The sequence below is a fragment of the Flavobacterium sp. MMS24-S5 genome, from assembly GCF_050320125.1.
Taxonomy (GTDB): Bacteria; Bacteroidota; Bacteroidia; order Flavobacteriales; family Flavobacteriaceae; genus Flavobacterium; species Flavobacterium tyrosinilyticum.
Window position 1 is genome coordinate 5,076,909 of record NZ_CP190016.1, and the last position, 16,271, is coordinate 5,093,179.

Here is a 16,271-nt window from a genome sequence, read left to right on the forward strand (position 1 = left end):
CCCAGATAAAAAAATAAAAAATGAGAATTATTGTAGCAGAAGATAATGATATCCTACGCAAATCGTTATCTTTTTTCTTAGAGTCGAAAGGATTTAGTGTTGACCAGTTTTCTGATGGTAAAGAGGCGTTGGACGCGATCGAAAAAGAAAACTACGACTTAATATTGACTGATATAAACATGCCGGGTGTTAGCGGAATGGAAATTACGCAGCACGTTAGAGAGAACCTTAAATCTGATATTCCCGTTATTATATTGACTTCTTCGGGTGTTGAGCAGACTGAGCTTGACTCTTTTGATATTGGAGCAAACGAATTTATTGCAAAACCAGTAAGTCCGGCTGTACTTTTAGTGAGAATTAATAAACTACTAAAAACCCGAATCTGATGAAGTTTATTTATTATTCTATTTTCCTGCTTTTTATTTCTTCTGTTGCAATAGGACAAGAAATCAATATAGACGAGGCTTTGGCCAATGTGAAGCGCGAAGTCGAAAAAGAAAATTACGATAAGGCATTATCGATTATAGAACCTCTGCGCGCCAAATATCCTGAAAATGAAGATATACAAATCTACACAGGACGCATTTACAGCTGGAAAAAAGAATATAAAACTGCTATAAAAATTTTGTCTCCAATGGCAGACCGAAATAATCCAAATCCAGAAGCTTTACAGGCCCTTCTAAATGTCTATTTTTGGACAGAAGATTATGAAAAATGCATTTCGTATTGCGATAAATATCTGGCCATTGATCCAAAATCGGTTGATGTATTGAAGATTAAAGCAACTTGTCTAGAGAAATTAAACCGCGATCAAGAAGCTTTAGATTTGATAGAAAAGGCATCTTATATTGATAATAGTACGCAGGCTTTTAGAGGAATCCGTACGCTTATTGGGCGCAAAGCAAAAAATGCCGTTTCGTTTTCTTATCTTAATATTTCGACCTCAGATCCTGGGCAATCTCCATTTCATTATGGATATGCAGAGTATTCGCATAAATTCAGCAAATCGGCAATTGTAGGAAGGGCAAATATTGGAAATGTGAGCAATGAAACCCAAATGTTATTTGAAACCGATTTCTATCAAACCTTTTCAAACAAAAGCTATTTGTATGCAAATGCTGGGGTATCAACAGGAGAAACTATATTTCCTGTAGCCAAAGCAGGTTTAGAATATTATTTTAAGCCACAGAAACATTTTGATTTTTCGCTTGGCGCAAGATTTATGCATTTTGATACCGACGATATTACGCTGCTTACAGGACAAGTGGCCTATAATGCAGGGATTTATAGTTTTGCTTACAGACCTTATTATGATACTTCGAACGAATTGTTTTCTCATGTTTTAAGTGTGCAACGCGTAAACGAAGAAAAAGAACGTCTTATCAGGCTGGAGTTGCAATACGGAAACGTTCCTTATTTGTATCTGTACAATAATTTTACGCAACCTTTAAAAGCGTATAGAATTGGAATTCAGTATCAGCATCGTTTTGGTGATTCGTTATTTGTACGCCCGATTTTCCTTTATGAAGATGAGGAATATGTACCTGGCGAATATAGAAACAAGTTTAATGTGCAGTTAATTGTAACAAAACGTTTTTAATAATGACTGAAATCTGGGAACTATATAAACAAGGTCAGTGGGAAGTGCCTTTTCTTACTTTCTCGATTTATCTGTTCATAGCGGCTTCACTTATTCTATATCTTATTATTGTTGCCAGCAGAAACGGTAAAATAAAGCGAGAACGCCTTAGCAAAGAATACAGTACAATAATAGACAAAATAATGTCGGCTGTTATTTTTGAAGATGTTCCGTTTGCCGAAGTAAAGAAGGACAAAAATTTCCTAGTTCTTTTTGATACTTCTTTTTTCAGAGAAGTTTTGACAGAATCTCTTATCAATCTGCATAAAAACTATGAAGGTGTTTATGCTCAAAAATTAGAACATTTTTATAAAGATTCTGGACTGATAAAAGATTCATTCAAAAAAATGAAAAGCCTGAAATGGGAGGTAAAATGTAAAGGAATCACCGAATTGGCAGAGTTTAATATCAATGAAGCTTTTGATCAGATTATTGTTTATTCTAAAGCCAGAAAGAAAACATTAAAAATTGTAGCACTAAATGCAGCTATTAAACTTGAAGGGACTGAAAGCATAAAATATCTTGTAGAACATTCAGATCCTATTGACGATTGGATGCAGTTAAATATCATTGGTGCTTTTAAAAAACACGATATTGGTGATAGAGAAGGAATTGAACATTTGTTAGAATCGCAAAATACGACTGTAATTGCACTTGGTTTAAAACTGATAAAAGAACTTAAACTAACACAAAAGCTTCCTTATGTTGTTCATTTGGCAGACAATACATCAAATACTATAATTAAATACAAAGCACAGAGTCTTTTACAGACCTTAACACCATAATATTATAAGAAAATGACTTTTTTTAATACTGAAATAACGTGGTTTTTGGATGTATATATACTCCTTATATTAGGTTACGCCATACTAATCATGTCTTCTTATTTAATGTTGGCTTATCTTTCTACAAAAGAACTTAGAAAATATCTTAAAAGAAACAGTTTTGTAGATTATGATGTTTTGTTAACCAGCGAGTTTGCACCAAAACTTTCGCTTATTGCGCCTGCTTATAACGAAGGTTTGACTATTGAAGAAAATGTAAAATCGCTGCTTTCGCTGAATTACAATAATTATCAGGTTATTGTGGTAAACGACGGAAGTAAAGACAATTCGATGGAAATCTTAACCAAAACCTACGATTTGGTTTTGACTGATTTGGATTTTCATCCGCAGATTGAAACCAAAAAAATTAGAGGAATTTACACTTCCAAAAATGCCGCTTTCAAAAAACTGATTGTCGTTGACAAAGAAAATGGTGGTAAAGCCGATGCCTTAAATGTCGGACTTAATATTGCTCAAAATCCATACGTAGTTTGTATTGATGTTGATTGTATCTTAGATAAAGATTCACTTTTAAAACTCGCAAAACCATTTTTAGAATCGTACGGAAAACGAATTATTGCAACAGGAGGTGTAGTGCGAATTGCCAATCAATGCGTGATAAAAAACGGACGCTTGGTCGAAGTAAATGTTCCAGATGTAATGCTGTCGAGAATTCAGGTTTTAGAATATCTAAGAGCTTTTCTTTTAGGAAGAATGGCATGGGGAAAACTGGACGGATTATTGCTTATCAGTGGTGCTTTTGGAGCTTTTGACAAAGAAATTGCCATTCTTTGTGGCGGATACAGCACCAAAACGGTTGGAGAAGACATGGAACTCATTGTCAGAATGCGTCGTTATATGCTCGATAATAAACTGCCTTACTCAGTGAGTTATATTCCAGATCCGCTTTGCTGAACCGAAGCGCCTGAGGATTTCAAAATATTCAAAAAACAGCGTTCTCGCTGGATGAGAGGAACCATAGAAACATTAAGCATTCACCGCAGAATGTTCTTAAATCCAAAATACAAATTATTAGGAATGCTAAGCGTGCCATATTGGACTCTGTTTGAGTTTTTAGCGCCTGCAATTGAGTTTATCGGTTTGGTCATAACCGCGGTATTTATAGTGTTCGGTTTGCTAAACTGGCATTTTTTCTTTTTACTGCTGCTTTTTGTGTATACCTTTGCAGTGTTCTTTTCGGTGATTGCCTTATATAGCGAAGAGAAAACCTATCATAAATACCCAAAACAAGCCGATTTTTTTAAATTATTAATGGCCGCTTTTATTGAGCCGTTTTACTTTCATCCGCTTACAGTTTATGCAGCCTTAATTGGTTATAAAGAAAAAATAATGGGGACTAAAGGTTGGGGAGAAATGACGAGAAAAGGATTTACGAAGAAATAGAAGATGACAAAGAAAATTTTAATAGTTGATGATCATTTGGTAGTGCGAAATGGAGTGGCCATGATTTTGGAGCGACAATTTGATGATGTTGCCATTTCGAATGCCGAAAATTTCTTTGAAGCGATTACACTTTTAAAAAATCTTCCTTTTGACTTAGTGATTTTAGATATCAATATTCCAGGAGGAAAAAATACTGATATGATAACCGATATCAGAGTCATTCAGCCTGAGGTGAAAATATTGATTTTCTCAGCGCACGAAGAAGAACAATATGCTTTAAAATATCTTTCTTCTGGTGCCAACGGTTATGTAGACAAACTGTGCAGCGAAGAAAAAATCATGTTTGCCATTACTTCAATTTTCGAATCGGGAACGTATATTTCATCTGAATTAGTTAGTAAACTAGTGAATATTCAGACGAGCAAAAAGACTTTAAATCCGTTGGAAGGTTTGTCTAAAAGAGAACTTCAAATTACAGATTTGCTGGTTCAAGGAAATGGTAATTTAGAAATCTCCAACAAACTCAATATTCACATGTCGACCGTGAGTACTTACAAAGCGAGGGTTTTTGAAAAATTAAAAGTCAATAATCTGGTAGAACTCATTAATTTATATAATACTTTTCAGAGTTAGTTGTATTCTACCATAATCTCAATCGTAGTGCCTTTATCAAGGTCGCTAATAATATTGATGTTCCCTTCAATAAGAATAAGAAGTTCAATAATCATATGAAGTCCCAGATGATAATTTTTTGAAATCGGGTTTTTATAAAAATTATGGTAATAATCAATAAGCTCTTTGCTCATTCCTTTACCATTATCTATAATTTTTAAAGTCAGAATATTTTCTTGAGTCGTGCATAAAAGCTCAATTCTTCCGTTTTTGGTATTTTTTATGGCATTATCAATCAGATTATGAATGATAATAGAAAGCGCTTTCTTGTTGGTTCTAACACAAAAACCTTTTTCTACATTATTGACAATCGATACGTTTTCTGCTTCAGCAATCTTTTCAAAAATCTGGATTCGTTCTTCGATCAATTCATGCAAAGAATAACTTTCGTCTTCCAGTTTTTTTCCTTCAATAAAAATAGAAGAATATTTTATTAGATTTTCTACATATTCATAAAGCTGAGATGTCGAAGTCTGTAAGGTCGTTAATTGCTGTTTGAGGCGTTGGTCGTCTTGAATACTGCTGTTTTCTGAAAGATGTTTTATAGAAGAAGACAAGAATTTTAACGGACTTTTTATATCGTGGCTCACACTTTTAACCAGCATTTCGTGTTGTTTAATTTCTTGTTTTAGATTGTTTTCTGTTTTTTCAAGCTTTTTAACGGTAGAGGCTAATTTTTTCGTTTTTTTCGCAATTACTTCTTCCAGCTGTCTTCTTTTCATTCTTTGATAATACAATCTGATATGCCAGATCGAAATTACAAAACCAACGGCCAGAATACCGCAGAGAATGGCAAACCAGATCGTCTGGTAAAATTTGGCAGGAACAACAAGAATTACAGTTTTGTAGGCATAATTGGCGTTAAAACCAGATAAACTTCTAAAGGTAAGTTTATAATTTCCAGGAGGAAGCGTGGTAAAAGATATCGATTTGTCGGCTTTTAATCGTTCCCAGCGATCACTGCCAATTTTGTCCATTTTTGCCTCTATAGACAGATTTTTAGGATTGCCATAATAAGGATAAGAAACCAAAAAACTAACCCTTTGAAAGTTGTTTTTTAAGACAATGGTGTCTTTTGGATCAATTGTTTTTTGGTCCAGAACAATTCTGTCAATAAAAAGTTCCTTGCCAGGCAGTAAAGGAGCAACTTTATAAGGATTGAAAAACACGATACCATTCATAGACGGAAAAGCGATATCATTATTCTTTAGAAAATTGCCGCATGGCTGGCATCCGCCGTTAAATTCATTAATCAAGAAACCCTCCGATTTAGTGTATTGATGGTAGTAAATAACCGTGTTTTTATTTTTAATATATTGAAGAAGCGCTTTTCTAGAAACCTGAAAAAGCCCTTTGTTGGTAGATATCCAGAAAAAATTATTTTTATCTTCAATGATGCAGTGTGTCGTGTTAAGATAATGCTCTTCATCTGTTGGAAAAGAATGCAGCATTTGGTTTTCATACAGAAAAAAGCCTTTTTCGTATGTGGTGAGCCACATTTTTTGTTGACTGTCTATAAAGACACTTCGAATATTTATTTTTTCGGTATTTTTTGCAAAATCTAACTTTTTGGTTTTTAGATTATAAAGAAACAAACCGTTATCTCCAGCCAAGTACAGAATATTGTTTTGCTGGACAATATAATTAATGTTGTTTTTCAAAACTGCTTCAAGCTTCGAAACTCCATTTTTTATGGAATATAATTTGGGCTTGTGAAACTCATCCAGACTCAAAGCAACCCAGATGGTATTGCTGTTATCTTTAAATATTGTTTTCGGGTTTTGATCAAAAGGATAGGTTAGGTATTCTTTATATGCTGATTTTTTCAGATAACAAAGCATTTTCATTCCCCGGCTGATCCAGATATTTTTTTCGTCATCAAGAGCGATGTTTATTCTTTCATCCAGATAAACGCTCTTAGGAAAAGGAATACTGTTAAGAACTCCTTTGTTGCTAATAATCAGCCCTTCAGAAGTGATGACGGTACTGTCGCTAAAAGCTTGTGCAGCATAGTAAACTTCAGCTTTTCCTTTTTTCTTCGTTATTGTTTTAAACGCAGGAAAAGAAATAATACACAATCCGTTTGTGCCGCTTCCTAAATACAGTTTTTGGTTTTTCTGGTCAAAATAAACAGCGATAATATTACTGGTTTCAAAATCTCTGTATTCGACAATTAATTGGGCTGTTAATTGGTCATTTTGATTTTTTAGCTGATAGATTTTATTTTTTATAGAAAGAAAAACCTGTCCTGTTGTGATATTCCAATATAGTTTACGATTGTTTTTTGAAAGTAATGCATTTAGCTTTCCAGAAGATTTGCCCTTTTTAGAAAAACAGTGGTAATCGCCATTATCTGCGAGATAGAAAAGAGAATTGTCGATTGCAAAAAAATTAAAAACATTATCGTTTTTAAAGACATTTTTAGAAATGCTTTTCATTTTAGAATCGCATAATTCAACGGTTTGGTTATCTATAAAAAATATATTTCCAGTAGCTAATTTAATATAATAAGGTTCATGCTTATTGATCGTATAGTTGGAAGGAAGACCATCATGAAAAAAGAAACGTCTGCCGTCTCGCACTAAACTAGAATTGAGCGCGTTTTTTTTGAGTATCTGGACTTTTCCATTTCGGATAAAGACAAGCTCTTTTTTACTTTCGTTGAAACTGGTTAGGCTGTCTTTTTCGATGCTTCCGAAAATATCGGTAAAGCGGGTATGTTCTAAAGAGGTGTTGGAAGAATTGAAAGTAAGAAAATTATTTCCGTCATAGCGAACAATGCCATTTTCAGTCGTCATCCATATAAAATTGTGTTTGCCCTGAACAATTGCCTTTACGCTATTCTGCTGCAGCTCGTTATTATCCGCAGTGTACCATCTGGCTGTGTAGTTCTCTTGACAGACCATTTGGGTTGTAATGAGCAAAAGCAGAAAACAACAGTAACGCAAAATATGAACCGCTATTTTTGGCATCTGACTAAATTATAGAACAAACTTAGCAAACATAAATCACAATTTGCCGTTTGTAGTTTTAAATCTACAACGTTGTAGATTTATTGGCACAGCAAAAATAAGTCGTGTAGTACTTTGTACCGCTATATTTGCGTTATAAGGTTAAAAGCAAAATGCAAAACGTATGAAGGTTGGGGTAATTGGTTTATGTAGTTTTACAATGGATTTTGTGAACCGTGCGGTCAAGGCTGGGTATCAGGTATTATTAAGTTCTACACGCGAAAATCGTCAGTTTAAAGATATGGCGGAGACTTTGGGAGAGAATGTAAAATTGGTTAGCAAAGACGAAGCTGCAAAAGCCAGTATTTTAATAGTGTTTATTCCGCGTGAAGATGTTGGATTATTCCTTACTGACTTGCCAGATATGAGCGAAAAAGTAATTATATACGAGAGCAATCCGATTTTTAGTTTAGAATGCTTGAAGCCAAATTCAAAATCATCATCTGAAATTATTGCTTCTCTTTTGCCGGAAGCTCATGTTATAAAGGTGCTTAATATAGTTAATCCAGAAGTATTTTCTATAATAAGCCAAAAGCTGAATGGCGATGAAATATTTTATACAGGATTGAATAAACAGGCAAAAAATAAAGCAAAAACATTTTTTAAAAGCCTAAATCTCGTAGGAGTAGATTTTGAAGAATTGTACCAACTTCCAGTGCATTCTTGTTTCCTGAATTAAAGAGGAATATATTACGAAACCAGCTTTGAATAAATTAGAATTGTTCAACCTCAAATGTTCCCAGAAAAGCTAACTTTCTGGGACATTTTTTGGTGCTATTTCTTTAAAAAGTTAAAGATTAGTCTAAATTGGTTTTTAAGATAGTTTTCTTTTCAGTGCTTTTACTCAACAAAAAGACAGTCGAGATTATTAATAAACTTCCCATCCAGTCAATCACAGAGAAAGGTGTTTTAAGCCAATAAACAGCTAAAATAGTGGCAGCAAGTGGCTCAGCAGATGCTAATAAACTGGCTTTTTGAGCTCCAATAATTTTCACGGAATTAAGATAGAATGTAAATGCAATTAAAGTTCCAAATACAATTATTAAAGCGGTATATAAAAAGGTAAGTGAATCCCATTGTCCTTCTATTTGCCAAGGAGCTTTGATAAAGCTAAAGGCAAAACCACCGCAAAACATTCCCCAACCAATTACGACTGAAGGTTTGTATTTATGAAGCAATTTAGCTGGTTGTAATGTATAAATCGCCAAAGCAACTGCCGAACTAAGTCCGAAAAATAAAGCAGTTCCAGAAATAGCTAGTTTATTAAGATTGCCATGCGTTACTAAGAGTACCGTTCCAGTTACGGCAAGTATAATAGCTAATGTTTCTTTTGCTTTGGGTAGTTTCTTAAATTTTAAGGCTAAGTAAACGGCAATGATAATTGGGCCACAGAATTGCAATATGGTAGCAGTTGCAGCATTAGAATGTTTTATTGCAGCGAAATAGGTGTATTGTACAGAAAGCATTCCGGCAATGCTAAATAGTAATAATTGAAAAGCATCTTTTTTAGATTTCCAGATTTCAAATAAAGCAGTTTTTTCACTTATTTTCGAATAAAATAAAAGTATAATTCCTGAGACTAACATTCTAACCGTAATTAACCATTCTACATTTATTCGTCTTTCTTGAAATAAAAATTGTCCAAACGTTCCCGAAATTCCCCAAAATATGGCCGCTATAATAGCCAAAAGAAATCCCTTAAATATTGATTTACTCATTTTTGTGTTCATTATTAATTTATAGAATGCAAAATTGCATCATTTTTAGAGGTTATTTTGTTTAAATTTGAAGACGAATTTGCAATTTTGTTTCATTTATGGATAGTTTTGATAAAGAAATACTAGAAATCCTTCAAAAAAATAATTTAACTCCGCAACGAGATATTGGAGAAACAATTGGTTTATCTGCTGCTGCAGTACAGCGAAGAATAAAAAGAATGCGTGAAGAAGGCATAATTAAGAAAGATATTTCAATTTTAGAGAGAGAAGCTCTAGGAAATCCTGTTACCTTAATTGTTGAAGTATTTTTGGAAAGTGAACAAATCGATTTGATTGATGAAACCAAAAAGTTATTTGTATCCTGTTTGGCTGTACAACAATGCTATTACGTTACTGGTGAATCTGATTTTGTTTTAGTAATTATAGCAAAATCAATGGCAGATTATGAAAAGCTTACAAGAGAGTTATTTTTTGCGAATAAAAATGTTAAGAGATTTAGAACCGTTGTCGCAATGGGAGTAGAAAAATTAGGACTGAATATTCCAATTACATTGTAATTTAGTAAAATGAAAATCGAACTGAAACAATCTTCTTTTCTTGAAAAGGGAATCAACGAGCCGTATTACAACATTTTAATGTTTGATGGAAAAGCGGATTTTTCTGTTGATTTAACCGATTACGAATGCCAAGGGAAATGTCTTTTGTTTTTAACGCCATATCAGTTATTGCAATGGAAAAGTTCAACTGCATCTTTCATAAATGTTCTCAGTTTTCATGGCGATTTTTATTGTATTGAATACCATAAAAAAGAAGTGGCCTGCAACGGAATTTTATTCAATGATATTTATAGCGAACCTTTTGTGACGGTTTCCGATTTTATTTACGAAGAAATCGCGAGCATTATGGAAAGAATGAAAAGGGTAGAAGACTCTGAACTCGATTATGATAATTCGATTCTAAAGTCTTATCTGCAGGTTATTCTCGCCTTGAGCAGTAAAGAAAAACAGCTCAAAATGTCACCACAGATTCAGGAATCTATTGGGAATGCTGATATTTTGAAGTTTCAGCATTTGTTAGACACTCATTTTCTTGAAGCCAAAGAAGTCGCTTTTTATGCTTCTAAATACAATTTAAGTGTAAATACTTTCAGTAAAAGAATCAAAAAGCATTTCGGAAAATCGCCTTCTCAGCTTATTCAGGACCGAATTGTTTTGGAAGCCAAAAAACAGCTGCATTTAACAACTAAGACGATAAAAGAAATTGCAGACGATCTTAATTTTGAAGACGAATTTTATTTCAGCCGATATTTCAAGAAAAGTGTGGGTATTTCGCCTAAAGAATTCAGAAAAGAAGTCGGTATTTCTATCGTGGCAAAATAGTCCATGAAAACTCCTTTTAGTCCATTTTTATCCAAATAGCAGTATAGTAATTTTGGTATGTATTTAAAACAGAATCAAAATGGAAAAATTTATACGATTTATTGCTAGTGGACAAAACAATTTTATTCACTTTTTAAGAATTGCCATATTTGTTGTAATGGCATGGATTGGCGGATTAAAAGCTTTTAAATATGAAGCTGACGGAATTGTTCCGCTGGTTGCGAATAGTCCGTTTATGAGTTTCTTTTATAAAGATGCCAATAAACAAGTTGTGAATGAAGATGGTAAAACCGTAAAAGCCTACACACTTTACAAAAACGTTGAAGGCAAAACTGTGGAGAAAAACATTGAATGGCACGAAGCCAACGGAACTTATATTTTCTCTTACGGATTAGGAACTGTTATTGTGACCATTGGCTTGTTGGTTCTTTTGGGAATTTGGTTTCCTAAAATCGGCTTTTTGGGCGGACTTTTAACGTTCGGAATGGCATTTGTGACTTTATCGTTTTTAATCACAACACCAGAAGTTTACGTGCCGAATTTGGGCGGAGATTTTCCAACACCAGAATTTGGTTTTCCGTATCTTTCTGTCGGAGGCCGTCTGGTTCTCAAAGACATTATCATGATGAGCGGTGGATTGCTTGTAGCTTCAGACAATGCAAAGGAAATTTTAAAACGATTTTTTTTCTAACGATGAGATATTCCTAACGGAATATAATTTCATAAAAAAAGCTGTGCAAGGGCTCAGACTTGCACAGCTTTTTACAAAAACTCAAAACTAATTATTCGTATTTTAAATATTTTAGGACATCCACTTTTGTTGCCTGATACGCTTTTGCTAAAACAATGCATAAGGTTAGAAATAATAAAAGCAAAAAGGAAAGTAGAAACGGCAGCATCGGAATTTCGATTCTAAAAGCAAAATTATTCAGCCATTTCTGCAATAAAATATAAGCAGGAAATACAGCAATAAGAAAACCTATTGCACAATAAACTACATATTGTTTAGACAATTCTTTTAATAAGATATTGGTTTCTGCGCCCAAAGTTTTTCGAATCGCTATTTCTTTCATTCTCCTTTGAATGGAATAAGATGCTAAAGCAAATAATCCAAAAAGAGCAATTAGAATGACAACAATATTTAATAGCGAAAACAAGTTGTTTTGTTTCACATACGACTCATAAGTTCTCGCGTATTGCTTATCAACAAAATCATATTGAAAAGGATTTTCGGAATCTACTTTTGCTTTCCAAAAATTTTCAATGCTTGCAATGGTACTTTTTATGTTTTGTGGCTTTAGCTTTATGTAAACAACGTTCATCTCTGCAGCCATATCCAAAGATTTAATATGATAGAAAGTCATTGGTACGATACTGGATTCTGGACTTAGAATATTGAAATCTTTTACAACTCCAATAATTTTCATGGGTTGATTGCCAATTCTAATTTCGCTGTTAATCGGATTTTTAATATTCATCAGTTTTAATGCTGTTTCATTTATCAAAACAGAATTTACCGTATCTGAAGCTAGTTTTGTATTAAAGTCACGTCCTTGAATGATTCTTATGTTCATCAGATCTAGCATTCCATAATCTAGTCCAATTGCTTTTTGTTTAAAGAGTTCTTCTTTGTACCAGACTGGCCACAATGAATTATCATTTCCGTCAAATGCAAGCAGTCCTGTCGAAACTTTAGAAATACCGTTTAGCTTTGATAACTCTTCTTTTATCGTATTGTATCGATTATAAATTCTCTTAGTACTTGACTCTCCTTCAAAATAAGACGAAGGAAAATTTAAAGAAACAGCAATAACTTGATCTCCTTTAAAACCTAAATCTTTATTGCTTAAATATTCTATTTGTTTGTAAACTATGCTAGAGCCAATGATAAAAAATGCAGCAGTCGAGAATTGAAAGACTAGCATTCCGTTACGAAGCCAAATGCCATTTTTACTTCTTTCAAAATTACCTTTTAATACATTTATCGTTTCAAAATTAGAAACATAAAGTGCAGGAAATAAGCCAGCTGCTAAAATTGTAATACTAAAGATAATAACAAGTTGCAAGTAGAATTGGGCATTTATGATCGTTAGATTTTTACCAAGAAAATTATTGTAGTAAGGAAGCGTTAACTCAACAATTACCAATGCCAGTAAAATAGAAAAGCAGGTAATTAAAGCCGTTTCAAAAATAAACTGTAAAACAATTTTGCTTTTTGAAGCTCCAAGAATCTTTCGTATTCCAACTTCTTTAGCACGTTTAATGGCGTTTGCTGTTGCCATGTTAATATAATTGACAATTGATAAAATCAAGATCAAAATAGACAATCCAGCCATTATTAAGAGAAATTGATAATTGCCTCTTCCTTCTGGATAACCGTCTAATATAGAATGCAATCTAGATTCAGAAAGTGGTTCCATAAAGACTTTAAAATGGCCAATTTTCTTTTCCATTTCAGCAGGAGACATTCCAGCTTCTTTCGAGTTTTTTACAATAATTTCGTCATAGTATACTTTTTCGAGCATTGTCCTTGTACTCTCAATTTTTGAGGGATCTTTAACCTTCAACAGTATTTTTAAAACAAACAAACCTTGGTTTTTGCTCAAATCGACTAAATCTTTCATTTTATTGACAATTACTGTCGGGGCGATTGAAGAATTTCCTGGAATGCTGTAAACAGTCTTGACAGTGAACGTTTCTGATAGGCAATTAATCTGTTTGCCAATAGGGTTTTCGGTGCCGAACAGTCTTTTTGCAATATTTTGCGAAATTGCCACACTTGAGCCTTCTTTTAGAGCCGAAAAGCTATTTCCTTGAATTATTTTAAAGGGAAAAAGAGAAAAGAAACCATTTTCCGCGTTGATAATTTTATCTGTAAATTCTTTTTTTCCTTTATAGATTATTTTGTCTTTCTGATACCAATCGTCAGCATAAACGATTGTCTCCACATTAGGGTCATTTTCTAAATAGGCTTTTAATCGAACCGAGTTTTCGGCAACTGCCGGCATATCGCCAAGCTGAACCAAAACCTGATAAACCTTATCTTTTTCTGGATTCCAGGCATTGTAACTATGTTCGTCGTTCCAATATAAAAGCGCGAAAATTAGACCTGAAATTCCAATTGATAATCCGAGAATATTGAGAGCAGTAAATAATTTACTGTGTTTGATTTGATAGATAAATATATTGATCCAGTTCTTTAGCATTTTATTGGTGTTTTTTGGTTTTGGAGTTAGTTTACTCGTATTTTAAATATTTTAAAACATTTACTTTGGTCACTTGATAGGCTTTTGCTAAAACAATGGTCAGAGTTAAAAATAACAGTGATACAAAAGCAACTATAAAAGGCAGAAACGGAATCTCAATTCGAGAAGCAAAGTTTTCAAGCCATTTTTGCATTAATAAATAAGCGGGAACAATTCCGATTAAGAAACCAATTACACAGAAAATCACATATTGTTTAGATAGTTCTTTCAGTAAAATAGTGGTTTCTGCACCAAGCGTTTTTCTAATCGCAATTTCTCTTAATCGTCTTTCCATAGAAAACGAAGCTAGAGCAAACAGACCGAAAACAGCTATTAGAATTACCACAACATTCAGCAGCCCAAACAAATTTCTCTGATCCTGATACTTTTTGTATGTTCGGGCAAAGTTTTTATCTACAAAATCATATTCAAACGGATATTCCTGATCTACTTTAGATTTCCAGAATTTATTAATGGTTGCAATTGTTTCTGGCATTTGCTCGGGCGATATTTTGATGGTGATATTTCTCATATCATTAGACATCCAATCAAAAGCTTTAATATGGAAGAATATCATTGGAGCCACATTATATTCTAAACCGATGTAATGGAAATTTTTGACAATACCCACAACTTTAAATTTCTGCCCACCAAAAAGAACTTCTTTATTTATAGGATCTTTTACCTGAAGTGTTTTTGCAGCGGTTTCATTCAATAAAGCACTCGAAATGCTATCTGTTGCCAATTCAGGATTCAGATCTCTTCCTTTTAATATTTTTATGCCTAAAAGGTTCAGTTGTCCAAAATCCATAGGCAATTGCTGCGTAATTACTTCTTTGTTTGATTGATAATGAAGTCCTTGCCAAGAATTGTCATTGCTTCCAATAGAAAACATTCCAGCAGAAACATCTTCAACACCTTTAATTTTCTGCAGTTCTTGTTTAATGGTTTTATACCTTTCGTATTGATTTTTCCCTTTTTGCGGTTTAAAGTCAATATCCATAACCTGAGATCCGTTAAAGCCCAAATCCTTCGCCATCATAAAGTTTACCTGTTTATAGACAATAAAGGATCCTATAATGAAAAGTGTAGCAATAGAAAATTGTAAAACAAGCATTCCGTTACGAATCCAGACACCGTTTTTACTTCTCGAAAAATTGCCTTTTAAGACTTTCAGTGTTTCAAAATTTGCAATGTAAACAGCAGGAAAAACCCCCGAAACAAGGATTACAAAGAAGAAAATTAAAATAAGTTGGAAGTAAAATTGAGTTCCAATTAATGTTAAGTTCTTGTTTAAAAAAGCATTGTAAAAAGGAAGCGAAAGTTCTACGATTACCATTGCCAGTAAAACCGAAAACAAAGTAATAAGTGTGGTTTCAAAAACAAACTGTGTTACAATTTGCGATTTAGTAGCACCCACTATCTTGCGAACTCCAACTTCTTTAGCTCGTTTTACTGCATTTGCAGTAGCCATATTAATGTAGTTTACGATCGAAAGTATTAAAATTAAGATAGATAAACCCATTATAATTTTTAGAAATTGCAAATTGGCATTCTGTTCAGGAAATGCATAATTTCCTTGACGAAGCCTTGCTTTTGTAAACGGAAGAAGCCTTGATTTTATAGGGTCTCCATATTGTTTAAAAAACTGTTTTATCGATAAGCCTTCAGCTTTTGCCTGTTTTTTATAATAGTCTTCAAGGAATATTTTGTCTAAATTTTGAATGACTGCAGTGGTATCGCTGGGTTTTTTGAGCTTTAACATTAATCCGTAACTAAAGCCCCAATTATCTTTGTTTTGTTCCAATTCCTCTTCTACAATCGGAGTAATTACGGAAGGCATCACAGACGATTTTTCAGGCATTTTGTAAATACCGCGAACAACAAAAATTCGATCTGCGTACTTGACCTGTTTTCCCATTGGGTTTTCATTCTTAAAAATGCGCGCAGCAGTTTCTTTAGAAAGAACCATGCTGTTGCGGTCGCTAAAAGCTGTCTTAGCATTCCCTTGAATAAATTCAAAAGGGAAGAAAGAAAAAAACTCCTTTCGGCCGAAAAGATTTTGTCAACCAATTCGATTTTTCCGTTATACTGAATAGTTTCCGTGGTATAGTTTACTCTGAAATAACAGTATTTATCCAAGTATGAAGTAGTTGCATTAAGCATTCTACCTGGAATTGGAGAATTTGTTGTCCAGATATTTCCACCGCCAAAATCGTTCATTACAATGAAGATTTTGTCTTTTTCAGGATTCCACTGATCGTAAGCGTGTTCGTCGTTCCAGTATAGAATCGCAAAAATTAAACCTGCAATTCCAATACTCAAGCCCACTATATTTAAAGCTGTAAAGAATTTGTTATTCTTGATATGATATACAAA

The 16,271-nt window shown here is 33.5% G+C and carries 12 protein-coding genes and 1 pseudogene; 9 read left to right on the plus strand and 4 right to left on the minus strand.

Annotated features, from left to right (window positions below):
* Positions 1-20: 20 nt before the first annotated feature.
* The 5 genes and pseudogenes from ACPWTF_RS23335 to ACPWTF_RS23355 all read left to right on the plus strand — a co-directional run bounded on the left by ACPWTF_RS23335 (position 21) and on the right by ACPWTF_RS23355 (position 4,500).
* Positions 21-386, plus strand: coding sequence for a response regulator transcription factor (locus ACPWTF_RS23335; RefSeq protein WP_202001909.1), 366 nt, complete (start codon positions 21-23; stop codon positions 384-386).
* Entirely contained in the window at positions 386-1,600 is a 1,215-nt protein-coding gene (locus tag ACPWTF_RS23340) for a tetratricopeptide repeat protein (RefSeq protein ID WP_427873433.1), read from the plus strand. Before ACPWTF_RS23335 ends, ACPWTF_RS23340 begins: the two co-directional genes overlap by 1 nt.
* Positions 1,601-1,602: 2 nt before the next feature.
* Entirely contained in the window at positions 1,603-2,424 is an 822-nt protein-coding gene (locus ACPWTF_RS23345; protein ID WP_427873434.1) for a hypothetical protein, read from the plus strand.
* Between the two features lie 12 nt (positions 2,425-2,436).
* A pseudogene (locus tag ACPWTF_RS23350) lies at positions 2,437-3,867 on the plus strand (glycosyltransferase family 2 protein).
* Positions 3,868-3,870: 3 nt separating this feature from the next.
* Positions 3,871-4,500, plus strand: coding sequence for a response regulator (locus tag ACPWTF_RS23355; protein WP_427873435.1), 630 nt, complete (start codon positions 3,871-3,873; stop codon positions 4,498-4,500).
* On the opposite strand, the gene ACPWTF_RS23360 is transcribed toward ACPWTF_RS23355, so the two are convergent.
* Positions 4,497-7,445, minus strand: coding sequence for an ATP-binding protein (locus ACPWTF_RS23360; protein ID WP_427873437.1), 2,949 nt, complete (start codon positions 7,443-7,445; stop codon positions 4,497-4,499). The two genes, ACPWTF_RS23355 and ACPWTF_RS23360, sit on opposite strands and share 4 nt — an antisense overlap.
* A 229-nt stretch (positions 7,446-7,674) precedes the next feature.
* On the opposite strand from ACPWTF_RS23360, the gene ACPWTF_RS23365 reads away from it, so the two are divergent.
* Complete coding sequence (locus ACPWTF_RS23365; RefSeq protein ID WP_427873439.1) at positions 7,675-8,229, plus strand: NAD(P)-binding domain-containing protein; 555 nt, start codon at positions 7,675-7,677, stop codon at positions 8,227-8,229.
* Positions 8,230-8,347: 118 nt separating this feature from the next.
* Here ACPWTF_RS23365 and ACPWTF_RS23370 read toward each other — a convergent pair whose 3' ends face one another.
* Positions 8,348-9,268, minus strand: coding sequence for a DMT family transporter (locus ACPWTF_RS23370; RefSeq protein ID WP_427873441.1), 921 nt, complete (start codon positions 9,266-9,268; stop codon positions 8,348-8,350).
* A gap of 98 nt (positions 9,269-9,366) precedes the next feature.
* Between ACPWTF_RS23370 and ACPWTF_RS23375 the strand changes: the two genes are divergently transcribed.
* The 3 genes from ACPWTF_RS23375 (at position 9,367) to ACPWTF_RS23385 (ending at position 11,338) form a co-directional block, all read left to right on the plus strand.
* The gene (locus ACPWTF_RS23375; RefSeq protein ID WP_427873443.1) at positions 9,367-9,825 is read left to right on the plus strand and encodes an Lrp/AsnC family transcriptional regulator; all 459 of its coding nucleotides are present in this window, start codon (positions 9,367-9,369) and stop codon (positions 9,823-9,825) included.
* A 9-nt stretch (positions 9,826-9,834) separates the two neighbouring features.
* Positions 9,835-10,647 carry a helix-turn-helix domain-containing protein gene (locus ACPWTF_RS23380; RefSeq protein WP_427873445.1) on the plus strand — a complete coding sequence of 271 codons (813 nt, stop codon included), beginning with the start codon at positions 9,835-9,837 and terminating at the stop codon, positions 10,645-10,647.
* 79 nt (positions 10,648-10,726) lie between these two features.
* Positions 10,727-11,338 carry a DUF417 family protein gene (locus ACPWTF_RS23385; RefSeq protein WP_427873447.1) on the plus strand — a complete coding sequence of 204 codons (612 nt, stop codon included), beginning with the start codon at positions 10,727-10,729 and terminating at the stop codon, positions 11,336-11,338.
* A 91-nt stretch (positions 11,339-11,429) separates the two neighbouring features.
* Here the strand turns inward: ACPWTF_RS23385 and ACPWTF_RS23390 are convergent, their stop codons facing one another.
* Together ACPWTF_RS23390 and ACPWTF_RS23395 are read right to left on the minus strand one after the other, a co-directional pair.
* A complete protein-coding gene (locus tag ACPWTF_RS23390) occupies positions 11,430-13,853 on the minus strand; it encodes an ABC transporter permease (RefSeq protein ID WP_427873449.1) in 2,424 nt (807 codons plus the stop codon).
* 31 nt (positions 13,854-13,884) lie between these two features.
* A complete protein-coding gene (locus ACPWTF_RS23395) occupies positions 13,885-15,906 on the minus strand; it encodes an FtsX-like permease family protein (protein WP_427875783.1) in 2,022 nt (673 codons plus the stop codon).
* Positions 15,907-16,271 lie beyond the last annotated feature (365 nt).